Here is a 16,846-nt window from a genome sequence, read left to right on the forward strand (position 1 = left end):
ATTAGTTATTTACTCTCTCCCCTTACTTATAGCACTAGTAAAACCGAGCTCGTCGCTTTGCAAAGTAAGCACAAGTTGATGGCGTTCGCATATTGCTTTTACGGTTGCCAAACCTAATCCAAACCCTTCTTTTTGCCTCGCCGGATCGCCTCTATAAAAACGCTTGGTGAGTTGTGATAATTGCGCGGTTTTTACGCCGTTGCCATTATCGCTAATATTTATATGATTACTGGTAAGTGTAATATGTATCGCTGCGCCATTACCTGCATATTTTATAGCGTTTTCGATTAGGTTAAATAAAGCCTGAAAAAGTAGGTTTTTGTCGCCTTGAAGTACTAAGTTACCCTGATTAATTACACTTATATGCTGCTGATTTTGCTGTGCACTTGGCTCTAGTATTTCTATTAGATCGTTAATAAGTGTTTGGCAGTTTATAGGCTCTAACTTTAACGGAAATTGCCCGTGCTCAAGGCGAGTCAATTTAAGCATAGCGTCAAAGGTATGTAATACGGTATCAAGCTGCTCTATTTCAAGTCCCAGTTCTGGCTGTTTTACAGCTTGTTGCTCTAGTTGTAAGCGCAATCGAGTAAGTGGGGTTTTTAAATCGTGCGCTATGTTATCGGTAATGCCTTGCACTAAGGCAAAGTTTTCTTCGATGGTGTCGAGCATGGTATTAATATGTTTGGCTAGTTTTACAAACTCATCACCTTGTTGTTTGTGAACTACACGCGCCGATAAATCGCCTTTTTGAACTTGTTCTACTACGTCATTAAAATAATTTACACGCCTTAAATGCCTGCGCGCAAAAATATAGCCAAACACACAGGTAAGTAACAAGCTGACCAAACAAGCCCAGGTTGCAATGGTTTTAAATTCAGTAATTAAGCGGCTTAAATGCTCGGTGGCTGTGGCAATAACAATATTGCCATGTTTGGTGTTTACAATACCGGTGGTAAGTAGCCTAATTTGCCCACGTTGGGTGTCGAGCACAGGAAACTCAAGGGTGTTTGGCAACTTTGGAATGTCGTTGGGTAAAAAGCTTAATTGCTGGAATTGCTCGTCATCACTTTGCCAAAATATTAAAATTTCGCCCTCGTTACGAAATACTGCTAGTTGCTGAAAAAAAGACGTTTTATCAAATTCATTAGCAAGCCCTTCAATACGAACTTGCTCGGCGTTTAAGCGCCTTTCTACTTGGCGTGTTTGCTCGCCCAATAACAGCTGATATATAAGCACAACGCATAGCACTAAAACAACCGATGTAATGGTGGCAAACGCGAGTGTGAGTCGCCATACAGAACTAAAACGCGGGTTAAATTGTTGCCAAAGGTTGGAGTTAACAATCATTATTTTGCTCTACTTGTAATCGGTAGCCAACGCCTCGTATTGTTTCTATTTGTACTTTTGCACCAAGCAATGATAGCTTTTTACGTAACCTTGCTATGTGTACATCTATTACATTTGTGCCAGGATCAAAATTATATTCCCATACCGACTCAAACAACAAAGTGCGCGTAACAAGTTTATTTTTATGATCGAGTAAAAAATGTAAAAGTTTAAATTCTTTAGGTTGTAAGTTAAGTGTTTGCCCAGCTACATCTGCTTTATGATGACGAAAATCGAGGTTTACATTTGCTAAACTTAATGCGGTTTGCGGTGGTTGGTTATGAAAAGGTCTCTTAATTATGTTCTCTACACGAATAGCCAATTCCGAAAACGCAAAGGGTTTTATAAGGTAGTCATCGCCACCTGCTTTTAAGCCTGCAACTCGGTCGTCTACTTTATCTAACGCCGAGAGTATTAGCACAGGTGTTGTCTTACCTGTTGCTCTAAGTGCAGCAAGTACTTGCAAACCATCTAACATTGGTAGCATTCGGTCTAGCACAATCGCGTCGTGTTCTTCGCATGTGGCAATTAATAATGCTTGTTGACCGTCTTGTGCGGTATCTACGGTGTAGCCTAGCTCGCTAAAGGCTTTGTATAAAAACTCGCGGTTTTGTTTGTCGTCTTCAACCAAAAGTAATTTCATTAATTGCCCCAACGCAGTAGTGGTAGGTTTTTACCTGTTGCGAGGTCAATGGCTTTTTTATGACGCCCTTTTAACGATACAAACGTGGCAACCATGTAAGTTACGCCCATATCTTGCTCAAGCTGAGCTTCTATTAAGTATTGTGTTTGTGTTGAATCTAACGACTGGACAAGTTGATACATGCGGTAATTTTTTTTACGCATTAATTTAGCGGCTGCAACTTCGTCGTCTTCATCAAGTTCTGGCAGGGCATATTCAAGCTCAATTAGTTTACCTTTTACATCAACTAGCAATTCAATAAAGCGATTATTTTTTTGCTCAAAAAGTGTTACCTCGTAGGTGGTTTGTCCTTTTTCGAACTCTAGCTCAAACTCTACAATAACGGCTGTATTTAGGTATTCGGCTTCTATATTTTTTAAAATACTTTGTGGTGATGGCTCGTTTGCATTATTAAGTTTGTCAAAAATTGCAGAACTGCTTGCATGGCACAACCCGCTGCAAAAAAATAAGGCGCTCAAAAAAATATGTTTCATGTAAGTATGCTCTTGTTTTAATGTGTTTAGCCTACCAAATAAGAGAGCTAAACACATTTATTTAGTCGTATGATTTATTCTTTATATCAGCGCTTTATATTACTACTAGTCATCTAAAACGCATGCTCTTACTTGGTTGCTTGCAACCCATTGGCATTCTAATTCTACAGTTTGATTTAAATATTGCGTTAATGAGTTATCTTCACTTATATAGCCCCAAAGCGTTGCTTGCTGATTTTGATTTGCCGACACTAAACCGGTTAAGTTAATCTCACTTGTATCGTCCTCTAGTTCAACTTCGCTTACGGTGTTTTGCTCATTGTTATAACTGCCTTCAAGCTCAACCCACTGCCCATCTAGAGTATTAACCGATAATCCATCCTCAAATACAGTTTGGCTATTAAATGTAAATTCAATGCCATTTATTGTCGCCATATTTTGCTCGTAACTAACAACGCCGGCTACCGAAAACTGCTGGTTGGTTGTATTTGGTTTGATGTTTATTGATTCAAATTCTATTTCTTGAGCAAGTAATTTATTATCGGCTTGCTGCCATACACCATCTACCTCAATAACTTGACCAACAACAAGATTAGCGGTGGTGCCATCTTCAAATTGAGTTTGATCATTAATGCTAACTTGCCACTGCGAGTTTAATGTTATTAAGCTCATATTGTTATTTACAAAGGTGATTACGCCTTCAAGCTCGGTGTCTATATTATCGATAAAACTAAGGCTTTGCTCTGCATCAACCTCGATTGCGGTAAATATTGCATTATTATAAAAACCTTCAACCTCAACAAGCTGACCATTACTTAGTGTGCCGTCTATATCAGCTTGTTGGTAGTTAATAACTAAATCACCTAAATTAAATGTGCGCAACTGCTGGTTTAAATTGGTAATACTGCCTTGCACTTCAAGCTCTGATTGGCTGTTAGTAATAGGAGCTTGGTAGGTAACCGTTAGTGAGTTTAATGAATGACTGTAGCCACTTATTTCAAATAATTGCCCTTGACTAAAGTCGCTGCTGTTTAAGTTACTAAGCGTCACACCTGCAATACTCACCTGGTCATTTTGTATATTAATAGGGCCCTTAAATACAGGGTCATAATCTATTTCGGTCGCGCTTGTACCATTTGTTTCTACTTCTACCATCATGCCTTGTTTAATGTTAGCAAGAGTTGCGTTATTGCCATCTATTTCTATCTCAGCCGAACTTGCCGCAATAGTGTGATCGTTTACAGTAATTGAATCCGACGTTACACCTGTTACTTGTCCAATGATCACACTCGGTAAGTTAGCTGAAGTTATTTGCTTATTGTTATCGTTATTTGACGAACTACTGCCACATGCGCTTAACGCAAGTGTAATAGCACTTAATGAGATTAGTTTTACTGTATTTTTAATTGATTGGTTGGTCATGGGGAACTCCTAGATAATAACTATTGCTGATGGAGTAAGTGTACTTAACCATGTATATCAATAAGGTGGACAGAACATTAATTTTTGTTAATGTTACAAAAAAGAGCGCCGAGGCGCTCTTAAGGGAAGAACATGTTAAAACTTTAAAGTGGGCTATTTAGTCCACTTTTTTATTGGGCAGCTTATTTGAAGTTAGCAATACTTGTTTTTGTAGCAGTAACTGTGCGAATTGCATACGCTTGGTTTGTAATACCAAATGCAATACCATTTACGCTCCAGCCAGGGTTAGAGAAGTAATCGTACTGAGTTGCGCTACCGTAAACGTGCGGGTAAGCCATTATACTTGCAAACTCGTTTTGTACGCCATGACCCATGCCATCTACATATACACCGCCAGATGTGTCACCTTGTTTGCGTGAGTGCGCTAAACCTTGGTTATGACCAAGTTCGTGTACAAATGTAGTTGCACCACAATCAATTGCAGTGATTGAGTACATACGGCTGCTCATTGAGCTGTATAGATTTCCATTAGTGCCTTGGCCAACCCATGCTAAACCACATGAAATAAGCCCATTGCCAGCACTTTGGCCAGTACCTAATACGGCAATCATGTCGGCTTTCCAATCGCTGCGTAAACCATCTACGTAGCTGCTATTTGTAACCGAATCTAACCAATCCTCGGACGGCGTTACTGCGTAGTCACCTAAGTTTTGTTTGCCAGCTAAGCGTAGTGTTATATCAACGCCATTTTGGCTATATACCTGATTACTAAAAGCAATTAGTTGATTTATTTTAGTGTCAATATTGCTAGTTGCAGCAGCTGATTGGTCGGTATATAAAATACCGATATCGATTGTTTCTGCTTGTGCAACACTTGCTGCACATAATGCCGCAGCCAGTGCGGTTGTTGTGATTACTTTTTTCATTATTGTATTTCCTTACTCTTGTTGTGGTTGGAACTTGTTTTTAACTTGGTTGAGCTCATAAAAAGCAGACACACTAAAGCTGCCCTATAGTGCGGCTTTAGTTGTTTTTTATATTTTGATTATTGGTTAGCCATCAATTTTTGGTGCAAATATATCGATGCTTTTATCTGATTTGGGTTTTGGTGCGGTTACATCATGCTCTATGTGGCTTTTATATAAATCGCGTTTTGCTGCAATCCATCCGTACTTACCTTTACTTTCGAATACATAATTGCCAGAAGGCGCAGTAAATTGACCATACACGGCATCTTTACCTACCGTTAAAACGGTATTATGCATGCGGCCATCAACACCCACTATTTTGCCAAATATGCTCTTATCGCCATTTTCAGACTCAACCACATTAGTCACTTCTGCGGTGAATGTTTCGGCTGTTTGCGGAATAGCTAAATCAAAATTTTCGCCAGTTTCTAAAGCCTGTAAAGAATTTAAATCAAACTCAATGTAGGCTTCGTTATGTAAGTCGGTAGGTAAAACTTTTGCGTTTATAAGCACTTGCTTTGCTTTGTCGGATTGGCGATTTACGGCATCAAATTCTTCAAACGGTAAGCTGTTGTCAGGGGCAACAATAGGTTTAACTGTAATTGGATCTTTACTCATATCAATAGGTGCAGGGGGATGTGTATTGCGCGTTTTTTGTAAATCAATAGGAACAAAATCAATAGCAACAGGCGCGATAGGTTCGCCCGTTTCATCTGCATTAAAAAATAGCCCATAAACTGCAAATGCCGATAATGGTATAGCAATTAGTAAGACGACAGATCTCTTCATTTGTTTCTCTTTTAGTGTTTTTGGTTAACTGTTTGTTACGTTTTATATTATTAAATGGATTAGATCAAGATAATAAATGTAACCGAAAAGAATTAATTCTAAATTTCATAATTCCTTATAAAATATAAGGATATTTATTTTTGGTATGTTTTTCACTCTTTTTAGTATTGGTTTTTTGTAGGGTTTATGCGGCCTTTGGCGCGTTTGTGGGTACTTGTTTGTTTAGTTAAATACAATGGTTAAAAGTGACTTTTTGACGTTAATTACAATGAAAAATAAAAAGTGAATTTTTTTCACTCTTTGTAAACTAATCGCTAATTGCAATGCATTTATCGGGCACGTATGTTGTGTGCTGCATAAATGGCATTACGAGGGATTTATGAAGGTGTCTGATCAGTTGCTTAACCGAATTACAGCAGGACTTGTGGCTGTAATTATTGGTTTTTCGAGTTCTATTGCATTGATTTATCAGGTGGTGATAACCCTTGGAGGCACGCCCGATTTAGTAGCTAGTTGGATTTTAATGCTTGGTTTAGTGATGGGCACAACGTCAATAGGTTTGTCGTACTATTACAAAGTGCCTGTTTTAATTGCGTGGTCTACCACGGGGGCTGCATTACTGATTTCAAGTGCACAAGGGTATAACTTAAACGAGGCTATTGGCGCGTTTATGCTCAGTGCATTGCTCGTTTTTTTGTCGGGGGTGACGGGCTGGTTTGAAAAAATAATGAACCGTATTCCAAGTGAGCTTGCATGCGCCATGTTGGCCGGCGTGCTTGTTACCTTTGGTATCGATGTGTTTAATTTTATGAACGACATGCCTTTAGTAATTGGCTTAATGGTCGTTATGTACTTTATTGGTAAACGCTTTTTTGCCCGCTTTGCTATGTTAAGCGTGCTTATTATAGGTGTACTACTCGCTTGGCAAATGGGCCATATTGATACCAGCGCACTGCACTGGAAAATGAGCGAATTTGCTTATATTGAACCCGTTTTTCACTTGCAAGCATGCATTAGCATAGGTTTACCACTTTATATAGTTACCATGACCTCGCAAAATTTACCGGGCATTGCTGTTTTAAAAGCGCACAAATATAAAGCGCCTATATCTGCATCTCTTAATGTGACTGGTTTTGTAAATATGCTTAGTGCCCCGTTTGGAGCCTACTCTATTAATTTAGCCGCTATTACCGCTGCTATTTGTATGAGTGATGAAGCGGATGAAAATCATGATAAACGTTATTGGGCGAGTATAGCGGCGGGCGTATTTTATATTTTAATGGCGCTGTGCGCGGCTACATTGGTTGGGTTGGTAGCAAGTTTACCGCAGGCACTTATTTTAGCTTTGGCGGGCATTGCGCTATTTGGCACTATTGCTAATAGTTTGCAGCAAGCCCTTAGTAGTATTAAATATACGGAGGCCGCAATTGTTACTTTTTTAGTAACAGCATCTAACTTAACATTGCTATCAGTGGGGTCTGCTTTTTGGGGAATTATAGGGGGTGTGCTTACTATTCTTATCACCCAAAAAGACTAAAAGCTTTATTGTGTACAAAGAGCCGTTGGTGAGTATTTAAAACAAAATTATAGTTTATTTATATCATTAAAATAACTTAACTAAGCTTATAAAAAAGGCTGCAATTGCAGCCTTTAGTTTTATAAAACAAGATTTACCTAATCAAAAGTATGATGGCGAGTTACACTAAACCGATTAAGTATATGGTGCATAATATACACAACGCACAGACTTAATATTATAGCCACCGATACCGAGCTAAACCGGTACATTGCGCTATAAACAAGATCTTGGCCTGGTCCGAGTGAGTTCCCAAATAAAATACCAAACGTAGTCAACACACCAAAACCAATACCAGGTATGCCTCCGCCTAAAATATGAAAACGCGCAAAAAGAAACGAAAGTATCCATAAAATAGCCATCGGAAAAAGTAAAAAATCAGAGTGACTATACAAAAATAGTTGCGATAGTAACGCTGCATTACACCCTATAAGCGTTCCAATTGCTCGCTGCCAACCAGCCATACCTGCGGCTTTCCAGCATAATGAAAACAAAATAAGCACAGAAGCTGCCTGCGCAGATATTGAGTCTTGTAAATCAAGAACCTGAAAAACCACAAAAGAGAGCGTAGCCACGGTTGAGCATAACAATACCTCATGGCGAATACTTTCTTTTGCTTTAGCTGGCATTACTCGCCCGGGCCTTGCGGTTACATCAGGAAATAGGCCATGCATTAATGCTCCAATAACAACGGTTAAAAATATAGCCAAACCATTAGTTAAAATTAACGGATAAATACTACTTTCTTCATCAACATAGCTCGAAAAATGTAGCTGAATAGAAAGGCTTATCACGCCTAAAGCGCCAAATAAAAAGGCACTACCGCTACTCATTTGGTAAAATAAAAAGCAAAAAACACCAAACACTAATAATGTCATAACGACTGGTAAGTGAGAAAACAATCCCTGCATTATCAGCACTATAAGCGCGCTAAATGCAGCAGATGCTATAAATTGATTTATAAGCCCACGACTTAACGTAGGTACCATGCCCAATATCAACATAGGATAAACGGTAAAAAATATACCATTTGGCCAGTTCATTAATTTACTAATAGTAAAGCCAAGGGTGCATCCACCTGCAATGCGTAGTGCTTGGCGAAGGCCATTAGAGTCTAATTGTGGGCCTTGGCTAACAATTTGAGTCATAAAGTCTCCATTAATAAATGTAGTGTAACCAGCTAATAAACCTAATTTGTGCAGAGCCAAACCATTGCCCAATTGTCGATTCTGGTAATAATTGTACTGTTGCACGTGACCCGCTCGGCATGTTTGCTATTAAGTCTTGATGATTTACGAGCTTTAAATGAATGCGTTGACGCTGTGCATCGCGTACCCAACGATTGCTGGTTTCTGTTGTACTTAGTAAACCATTTGCACTAAGTTGACCGTTGCTAACACCTGCTTCAAATGTTTCTAGTATTGCGTCGTAAACTTCACCTGGGCGGCTATCAAATACTACGCGCGCTTGAGTGCCTTGCTTCATATTTGAGAGTGACTTTTCTCTAAAGTCGGCAACTAAATCGGCTTTTTTAGCGACAATAGCTAATAATGGGCTACCTGCAACAGCATACGCGCCGTCTAATAACTGTAAGTTAGCAACTACGCCGTCACTTAGTGCACGTACTTGCGTGTAGGATAAATTTAACTCAGCCAGCGCTAACTGGTTAGCAGCATGACGCATAGCTAAGTTTTTATTACCTGAGTCACCTCTAGCTAAAACTGCTTCAGCTAACTGCGCTTCTAGAGCCGCAACATTTGCTTTACTGGCTTCAAAGTTAGCACGAATGCTTTCAAGCTCTTGCTCCGATATAGACTTTTGAGTATAGAGTTTTTCGCCTCTGCTTTTTAATAGCTTTTGCTCATGCTGCTTAGCATTTGCAGCACTAATTTGTGCTTCAAGGGCTTTAACATTGGTATCAAGACGCTTATTTTGTAATTTGGCATCATCAAGCGCGAGTTGAGCTTGCTCTTTGGCTAAATTATATGGGCCTTCATCGATACTAAATAATATATCGCCCGCTTTAACTGGTTGGTTATTATTAACTTGCACACTAGTGACTCGGCCACTAATTTGCGGTGATATTTGCACAACAGGGTGGTATACACGTGCCTGTGGTGTCACAGGTAAAACCATATCGGCCACTAAATAGTAAATAAATACTAAGATAAATCCTATGAGAGAAAACCTTACATAGCGTGCAAACTTTTGATCCGGTGTCATTTTTAGCCTTACTTATTAACTTAAATACATTTAAGGGCGTTTTGCTCTATTTTGATCAAACCAAATGCAATGGCATCTAGCTGCTCAACAGATAAACCGCTGTATAACTGATTTTTTATATCGGAAATGGTCTCTTGCAATGAATGTAAAATGGCATCACTTTGTTCAGTAAAATAGAGTCTTTTACTGCGCTTATCATGTTTGTCTACACGGCGAACGATTAACGATTGCTCCTCTAATTGCTTAAGCGTGCGAGTCAGTGAAGGCATTTCTATCCCTAAGCTATTAGCAAGTTCAAGTTGTGTTAGTCCCTCACCACGCATATTTATATGCATTAGTGCAGTCCAGCGCGACTGAGTAAGCCCCAAAGGCTCAACAGCAATGGTTACTGCTTCGCGGCATAAGCGATGAACTCGGCCCATATTACCGATAACGGTTAAATCGAGCGTCTCGTGAAAAGGTTTTTGTGTAGGCATAGCCATCCCAACATAGTTAGCAAGCTAACTATTTTATCATTACTTAGCAAGCTAAGTAAATATGCGTAAGTGCGAGAAGTGGCAAAATATTTGCTAAACCTCACCTGTAAAAAAATGGTGAGGTTTAGGGAGTTTTAAAAGTTAAGTAAATTAGCTGGGGAGTATTGATCGGTAAGTACTTTTGTATCTGCAGGCCAATCTTGGCCGTCTTTAGTAAAGTGCATAAGTTGGCTAATCGCTTTTATATCTACACCGTATTTTACTAATTTAGGGGCGAGAGCATTAACACGCGTGTTAATTTGCGCTTCGCTCGGTATTGATTTAAGTCCCGCTAAAATAATACGGTTGCTGCGATTTTCGCGGCTTACATTTATAAAGTCGCCAAATACAGCGTGGTAAGTTGCCGACTCATGCTCATAAAGTTTACTACTTGAAAACGTATTTGCGGCAATAACGCCACCATCGGCTAATACGCTTTGTACTTCTTCAAAAAACTCTTTAGTGAGCAAATGCTCCGGAATATAGTCACCGTTAAACGCATCCAAAATAATCCAATCGTACTTTTTCTTTTTAATAGCGGCGCGCTTTATAAAAATACGGCCATCTTGCACGCTTGATGTCACTAAGTCGTTTTCTATAAAGTTAAAGTAATCGCGTGCAACTTTAGTTACTGCAGGATCTATTTCAACATTATGAATATTTGCAGTGGGGTATAGCTCATGAATAACGTTAGAAAGTGTACCGCCACCCAATCCTATAATAAGTACACTTTTAGGGTTGTCGGTTACTAAAAGGCTCGCAAACGTCAATTTTGTGTAATTAAAAACAAGTTTGTCGGGATTGCTTTTATACATGCAACTTTGGCTTGTTTGGCTACTTTTAGTATTAAATTTAAGGCAACGTAAGTCGCTTGTTTCTTCAACAATAATATTGCGATAAAGCGAGCGTTCTTCATGAATAACCTTACTAAACGCAGAACCTGAAAACACAATTAATGGCAGTAGCAAATATTTAAGCATGAGCAAGCCCCTTATTATTAACCAAGGTATTAATAACAATCGCGACTAAACCCAGTGCCCCAAGTGTTAAAGCAAAGGCGCTAATAATTGTATTCACGTCAAACGCGAGTACAAAGTAAAAAGAGGTAATTATAGTACCCAGGGCACTGCCAAGCGTACTTACAAAGTATAAACGCCCAGCCACTTGGCCGCTTTTATCGCTATCTGTTACCAGTAAGCGCACAGAGTAGGGCGAGATCATGCCTAAAATAACGGTAGGTATAAAAAATAAAGCAGTTGACGCTAAGAGTGAGCCGTAGCGGCTATCTTCAATATGGGTAAATATAAATTCCATTATAGGCTGCGAAAATAATGTAATAGGCACAACCATAATGCTGGCAATTAAAAATATTAGACCATATTTGGTAAGGGATGCATTTTTAGTGCTGAGTTTACCACCAAGTAAATACCCAAAAGATAAACTAAGCATAAACACAGTAATTATACTGCCCCAAATATGCACGCTACTGCCAAAAAAGGGGGCAAGAATTCTCCCACCTAAAAGCTCAATGCCCATTATGCAAAAGCCGCTGCAAAAAGCTAAAAAGTAAATTAACGCGTTTGTTTTTATGCTCATGTAATTATCGTTATGTAACTTAAGTAGAACACTATACTAACGTGATGCATACAAAGCTGCTAGGGTAATAATTAACCTAAGTTTAATTTAAAAAAGAAGTTTTGTTATAGCAATTTGTTAGTTAGTTGAATTCTGATCTATTTAGCTTGCCTAGGCCCTCGCGATTTAACACTTAAGACGCTTTTTCATTTAAATTAATTTTCTTAAGTTTTCTTTAAGTTTCACTCGTTAAGTTTAAACCCTGAAATATAAACAGGTTTAAATGAGCGAGCTTATGCAATTAGCCCACACTTCTACATCATTAGGTTTAACACAAAATAACAGTCAATTTATTAGTGCTCGTATTAATGATGTGCATCGAAAAAATCTCGAAAACACAGTGAAAGAAGGTTTTTTAGTTGCGTATAACGCTAAGCTTACCTCTTTTATGCCACTACTTTGCCAATACGTTACCGAGCAAGGAAAGTGCACGTTAGGGCTAAGGCAAGCAACTTCGCCATTGTTTATTGAGCAATATTTAGCATCACCCGTTGAAGATTTTTTAGATGAGAGCATTTCTCGCAATAAGATTTTTGAACTTGGTAATCTCTGCTCTACAAATCGAAGAGCAACACTTGCACATTTTATTATTGTTAACGAAGCTCTGCAAAGTGTGGGGGCAAAACATTTAGTGTTTTGTGCAACCAACAAAGTGCGTGCTTTATTGCGCTTACTTGGTGTTACGTGTACCGAAATTGCACTTGCGAGCAGTTTTGTAGTTGAGAACCCATTAAAGTGGGGCAGCTATTACGCCAACCAACCAACAGTATGCATTGTGAGCCTAGAGCAAGCTCACCAACAAGTATTAAATACCCCAATGCTTTATAGTTTGATGCAGCAAAACCACTCAAATATCAATTCTTTGGTAAACGCATTGGTGAATGTATGAACTACTATAATACTCATTCAGTATCGCCATTAATTATTGCCCATAATAAAGATCTAACACGTGAAATTAACGGTGATGAGTTTAACCAGCAAATACAAAAAGTAGTAAAAATACTACAAAGCTTTAACGGCAAATGTGTCGCTTATAAGCTCGATAATACGCCAGCTTGGCTTGTTATTGATGCCGCTACTGCGGTTTCTAATAAAGTGGCTGTGCCAATTGCTCACTTTTTTAGTGAACAACAAACTCAATATGTACTAGCGCAATGCGGCGCTAATGTATTTATGAGCGACACGCTAAACCCTTTATTTGGGGAGCCGACCGCATCAATCAATTTATTTGAGTGTTACACATTATATATTTACGAAATTGTTGCAGCTAAACCCGTCAGTTATTTTCCAGAAACTCAAAAAGTAACGTTTACATCAGGCTCTACTGGACAACCAAAAGGCGTGTGTTTATCTGCAAAGAGCCAAATGCAGGTAGCTCAATCTCTGTGCGATAAAATTAATATTAAAAAGCCTGTGCATTTATGTTTATTGCCGCTTGCTGTGTTACTTGAAAATATAGCCGGTGTATATGCGCCTTTAAAAAGTGGCGGTACAGTGCATTTAATGCCGTTAAATGAATTAGGCTTTATTGGAACAGCATTAAAACAGCCCGCACAACTTATTGCTGCTATTGATAAAGTTAAGCCAAATACGCTTATTTTAGTGCCAGAACTATTAGCATGCTTAGTTGCTTTTGCAGAAGATGGATGGCAACCGCCTAGTTCGTTACAGTTTCTTGCTGTGGGTGGTGCGCTTGTCAGCGAAATGCTAATAGTTAAAGCGCGTAGCTTAAACTTACCAGTGTACCAAGGTTATGGGCTTTCTGAGGCGGCATCTGTCGTTAGTTTAAATACACCCACAAACGATAACCTCCACAGTGCCGGCTCTGTGTTACCTCATATTCAAACTAAAATTGAAAATGGTCAGCTTTTTATAAAAGGCGATTTGTTTTTAGGTTACTTAAACCATCAACCTCACAACAAAAACCACTGGTATGCAACCGGCGATCTGGTCGATCAGCATCAAAACACCTTATTTATTAAAGGCCGATTAAAAAACCTAATTATTACCAGTATGGGGCGCAACATTAGTGCCGAGTGGCCTGAGTCACTATTACTAAGTCAAAGCGGTATTTTACAAGCGGTTGTATTTGGTGAGGGGCAACCTTTTCTGAGTGCCATTATTTACGCCGATACAAAGCTAAGTAACCCAGTGTTAGCGCAATACATTAACGCAATTAATAAACAACTACCCGACTATGCACGAATTCAAAAATGGCATCGTTTAACTGCCCCATTAAGTGTGCAACAAGGATTATTAACAACAAATAATCGTCCAAAACGAGATGCCATAAGTAAGCAGTACCATGCTGTGTTTGAGCAATTTTACCGACTTGGAGAAGTAATTAATGAGTGATTTTTTTAACACCCTTAAAGAGCAAACTAAACAAGAACAAAACTATCTGCTTGCAGCGCCTATTATCCAGCGTGTTTTTAAAGGCGAAGCATCACTTGAAGAATACGCCTCGTTTTTAGCACAAGCGTATCACCATGTTAAACACACAGTGCCATTAATGATGTCGGTTGGTGCACGATTAACCGACAATCAAGAATGGCTGCGCGAAGCCATCGCAGAATACATTGAAGAAGAGATTGGTCATCAAGAGTGGGTACTTAATGATATTGCAGCCTGTGGTTTTGACAAAGAGATAGTGCGGTGTAGTCAGCCGCAATACGCTACCGAAATGATGGTGTCGTATGCGTACGACTCCATTGCACGTAAAAATCCGTTGAGCTTTTTTGGCATGGTGCATGTGCTTGAAGGCACTTCTATAGCGCTTGCTGATGGCGCAGCTTCAAACATTGCAAATGCTGTGGACTTACCTAAAAAAGCATTTAGTTATTTAACCTCTCACGGCGCGCTTGATATAGAGCATGTAAAGTTTTTTGAAAACCTAATGAACCAAATAACAGATGAGGCGGATCAAGAAGCCATACTTCATGGTGCAAAGCGCTTTTATCGTTTATACGGCGATATATTTCGTGGACTCGATGATGAACCGTTTTTTAAAGCAAGTGCACAAGGCAAATCGGCATGAGCAGCTCTTTATGTGTGCTAACTGGTGCAACAGGCGGAATAGGGCAAGCAATTGCTAAAGCCCTATATGCAAAAGGGTGGACGTTACTGCTTGTAGGGCGTAATACGCAAGCTCTTGAAAAACTGAGCCGTGAATGCCCAGACAGTGAAACATTTACTGGCGATTTAACCGACGATACAACACGCATTAACTTAGCCATAAAAGCCAAGCAACTCGGTGGCGTTAAATTACTTATTAATAACGCTGGCGTAAATACGATGCAAAGCCTTGAGCACACAAGTAATGAGCAAATAGATAATATGCTGACTACTAATTTGTCGGTACCTATTAAATTATGCCAACTATTTTTAGGGCAGTTACAATATACCAAAGGCACCATTGTTAACGTGGGATCATCGTTTGGCAGTATTGGTTACCCGTTTCAAACACTTTATTGCGCCAGTAAATTTGGTTTACGTGGTTTTACAGAAGCGTTATCGCGTGAGTTGAATGGTTCAGGCGTTAAAGTGACCTATTTAGCACCAAGAGCAACAGATACCTCTATTAATAGCAGTAAAGCGCGGGCAATGAATAAAGAGCTCGGTAATAAAATGGACTCGCCAGAATTAGTTGCTCAAGAGTTATTAGCACTTATAAGTTCGAACCAAACAAGGCGCTTTATTGGTTTTCCTGAAAAATTATTTGCACGCATAAATGGCGCATTCCCAAGCGTTGTTGATAACGCTATTGCAAAACAACTTCCTAAAATCAAACGCTTTTTAAGTTAACAAACACATACAAGGGCAAAATTATGTATAAATTTACACTCGCATTATATTTAATATTAACGGCTGTATTTACGACCGCAGTACAGGCAGATGAAGCGCAAGACTTAACCTCAATTCAACAAAAGTGGGCAATTGCCAACTACGAACTTGAAGACGATGCGCAAATAGACGCGTTTACGCAACTAAGTGAGCAAAGCGCGTTATTTGTTAAAAACTACCCAAGCTCAGCACAAACACATATTTGGAATGGAATTGTGTTAGCTAGCTTTGCAGGTGCAAAAGGGGGCTTGGGTGCACTTGGTTTGGCAAAAGAGGCAAAAGTGTCACTTGAAAATGCACTCTCAATAGATGGCACTGCATTAAATGGCTCAGCTTACGCAAGCCTTGCAACGCTTTACAGTAAAGTACCTGGTTGGCCAATTGGTTTTGGTGATGACGACAAAGCTGAAAAATTATTTAAACAAGCGCTCGCTTTTAATCTCGAAGGCATTGATACTAATTACTTATACGGTGAATATTTGTATGACGAAGGCGATTATAAACAAGCTAAAGCACGACTACTCGTAGCACAAGCTGCGGGCATTCGTGATACTCGTGCAAAAGCAGATGAATATCGCCAACAAGCAATAAGCCAGCTATTGGTAAAAGTAGATAAAAAACTAAAAAGATAAACACATAATGCATTTATTACTCGTTGAGGATGATCATTTAGTGGCGCAAGGGCTTATTCGCTCTTTGCGTCAAGAGGGCTACAGTGTAGAGCATAGTGGCACAGTTAAGCATGCCTTAGAGTGCCTTTCTAGTGGTGAAATTGAGCTTGTTATTCTCGATTTAGGATTACCTGACGGCGATGGCTCGCAAGTTTTAAAGCATATTAAAGCGCAAAAAAAAGTAATACCGGTGGTTATTTTAACTGCTCGCGGCAGTATTGATGACAAAGTCCAAGGGCTTGACATGGGCGCTGACGATTACCTTGCAAAGCCGTTTGACCCCGCGGAGCTATTTGCCCGTTTACGTGTAGCAAGTCGGCGCATTAACCAAACACAATCAAGCTTATTACGCTGTGGTGATGTGGTAATGGATACATCTGCTCATACAGTTACACTAAGTGGGCAATCACTTACACTGCCGCGAAAAGAGTACATGCTTTTAAAAGCGCTGATGGAAAATCAGGGAAGGGTGCAATCAAAACAACAACTCGAAAACAAACTTTACCAATGGGGTGAAGAAGTTGGCTCTAATGCCATAGAGGTCCATATTCATCATCTTCGTAAAAAATTCCCTAGCGATTTTATTAAAACCTTACGTGGCATTGGCTACGTGGTTGGTAAGCGTTAGAGTGTGTTTATATT

The 16,846-nt window shown here is 39.4% G+C and carries 18 protein-coding genes; 7 read left to right on the forward strand and 11 right to left on the reverse strand.

Annotated elements, in window-relative coordinates:
• Positions 1–9 precede the first annotated feature (9 nt).
• The 6 genes from I6F40_RS05435 to I6F40_RS05460 form a co-directional block, all read right to left on the reverse strand.
• A complete protein-coding gene (locus I6F40_RS05435) occupies positions 10–1,347 on the reverse strand; it encodes a sensor histidine kinase (protein WP_197192606.1) in 1,338 nt (445 codons plus the stop codon).
• Complete coding sequence (locus I6F40_RS05440) at positions 1,337–2,029, reverse strand: response regulator transcription factor (protein WP_197192607.1); 693 nt, start codon at positions 2,027–2,029, stop codon at positions 1,337–1,339. Before I6F40_RS05440 ends, I6F40_RS05435 begins: the two co-directional genes overlap by 11 nt.
• On the reverse strand, positions 2,029–2,562 hold the full coding sequence (locus I6F40_RS05445; RefSeq protein ID WP_197192608.1) for a PepSY domain-containing protein: 534 nt from the start codon (positions 2,560–2,562) through the stop codon (positions 2,029–2,031). The genes I6F40_RS05440 and I6F40_RS05445 overlap by 1 nt, the downstream gene beginning before the upstream one ends.
• 105 nt (positions 2,563–2,667) lie before the next feature.
• Positions 2,668–3,984 carry a DUF5666 domain-containing protein gene (locus I6F40_RS05450; RefSeq protein ID WP_166377535.1) on the reverse strand — a complete coding sequence of 439 codons (1,317 nt, stop codon included), beginning with the start codon at positions 3,982–3,984 and terminating at the stop codon, positions 2,668–2,670.
• A 182-nt stretch (positions 3,985–4,166) separates the two neighbouring features.
• Entirely contained in the window at positions 4,167–4,910 is a 744-nt protein-coding gene (locus I6F40_RS05455; RefSeq protein ID WP_024592420.1) for a zinc-dependent metalloprotease family protein, read from the reverse strand.
• Positions 4,911–5,036: 126 nt separating this feature from the next.
• Positions 5,037–5,741: a hypothetical protein gene (locus tag I6F40_RS05460; protein ID WP_166377536.1), complete on the reverse strand. Its 705-nt coding sequence runs from the start codon at positions 5,739–5,741 to the stop codon at positions 5,037–5,039.
• A 379-nt stretch (positions 5,742–6,120) separates the two neighbouring features.
• On the opposite strand from I6F40_RS05460, the gene I6F40_RS05465 reads away from it, so the two are divergent.
• Complete coding sequence (locus I6F40_RS05465) at positions 6,121–7,278, forward strand: benzoate/H(+) symporter BenE family transporter (protein ID WP_166377537.1); 1,158 nt, start codon at positions 6,121–6,123, stop codon at positions 7,276–7,278.
• Between the two features lie 137 nt (positions 7,279–7,415).
• Here I6F40_RS05465 and I6F40_RS05470 read toward each other — a convergent pair whose 3' ends face one another.
• From I6F40_RS05470 to I6F40_RS05490, 5 genes are all read right to left on the reverse strand, one after another.
• On the reverse strand, positions 7,416–8,465 hold the full coding sequence (locus I6F40_RS05470) for a DUF2955 domain-containing protein (protein ID WP_166377538.1): 1,050 nt from the start codon (positions 8,463–8,465) through the stop codon (positions 7,416–7,418).
• A 10-nt stretch (positions 8,466–8,475) separates the two neighbouring features.
• On the reverse strand, positions 8,476–9,540 hold the full coding sequence (locus tag I6F40_RS05475) for an HlyD family secretion protein (protein ID WP_166377539.1): 1,065 nt from the start codon (positions 9,538–9,540) through the stop codon (positions 8,476–8,478).
• A gap of 20 nt (positions 9,541–9,560) precedes the next feature.
• Complete coding sequence (locus I6F40_RS05480) at positions 9,561–10,016, reverse strand: MarR family transcriptional regulator (RefSeq protein ID WP_166377540.1); 456 nt, start codon at positions 10,014–10,016, stop codon at positions 9,561–9,563.
• Positions 10,017–10,150: 134 nt separating this feature from the next.
• A complete protein-coding gene (locus I6F40_RS05485; protein ID WP_166377541.1) occupies positions 10,151–11,035 on the reverse strand; it encodes a spermidine synthase in 885 nt (294 codons plus the stop codon).
• Positions 11,028–11,651, reverse strand: coding sequence for a fused MFS/spermidine synthase (locus I6F40_RS05490; RefSeq protein WP_007583564.1), 624 nt, complete (start codon positions 11,649–11,651; stop codon positions 11,028–11,030). The genes I6F40_RS05485 and I6F40_RS05490 overlap by 8 nt, the downstream gene beginning before the upstream one ends.
• A gap of 274 nt (positions 11,652–11,925) precedes the next feature.
• Between I6F40_RS05490 and I6F40_RS05495 the strand changes: the two genes are divergently transcribed.
• The 6 genes from I6F40_RS05495 to I6F40_RS05520 are packed head-to-tail and all read left to right on the forward strand — an operon-like array spanning position 11,926 to position 16,832.
• Complete coding sequence (locus I6F40_RS05495) at positions 11,926–12,579, forward strand: thermostable hemolysin (protein WP_166377574.1); 654 nt, start codon at positions 11,926–11,928, stop codon at positions 12,577–12,579.
• Positions 12,576–14,045: an AMP-binding protein gene (locus tag I6F40_RS05500; RefSeq protein WP_166377542.1), complete on the forward strand. Its 1,470-nt coding sequence runs from the start codon at positions 12,576–12,578 to the stop codon at positions 14,043–14,045. The genes I6F40_RS05495 and I6F40_RS05500 overlap by 4 nt, the downstream gene beginning before the upstream one ends.
• On the forward strand, positions 14,038–14,727 hold the full coding sequence (locus I6F40_RS05505; RefSeq protein WP_166377543.1) for a TenA family transcriptional regulator: 690 nt from the start codon (positions 14,038–14,040) through the stop codon (positions 14,725–14,727). The genes I6F40_RS05500 and I6F40_RS05505 overlap by 8 nt, the downstream gene beginning before the upstream one ends.
• A complete protein-coding gene (locus tag I6F40_RS05510) occupies positions 14,724–15,494 on the forward strand; it encodes an SDR family oxidoreductase (RefSeq protein WP_165740509.1) in 771 nt (256 codons plus the stop codon). The genes I6F40_RS05505 and I6F40_RS05510 overlap by 4 nt, the downstream gene beginning before the upstream one ends.
• A 23-nt stretch (positions 15,495–15,517) precedes the next feature.
• Complete coding sequence (locus I6F40_RS05515; RefSeq protein ID WP_165740510.1) at positions 15,518–16,165, forward strand: hypothetical protein; 648 nt, start codon at positions 15,518–15,520, stop codon at positions 16,163–16,165.
• Positions 16,166–16,172: 7 nt separating this feature from the next.
• Positions 16,173–16,832: a response regulator gene (locus I6F40_RS05520; RefSeq protein ID WP_024592427.1), complete on the forward strand. Its 660-nt coding sequence runs from the start codon at positions 16,173–16,175 to the stop codon at positions 16,830–16,832.
• The last annotated feature ends 14 nt before the right edge of the window (positions 16,833–16,846 follow it).

Origin of the sequence: Pseudoalteromonas sp. SWXJ133, assembly GCF_015864365.1 — a bacterium.
In the GTDB taxonomy this organism is placed as follows: Bacteria; Pseudomonadota; Gammaproteobacteria; order Enterobacterales; family Alteromonadaceae; genus Pseudoalteromonas; species Pseudoalteromonas arctica.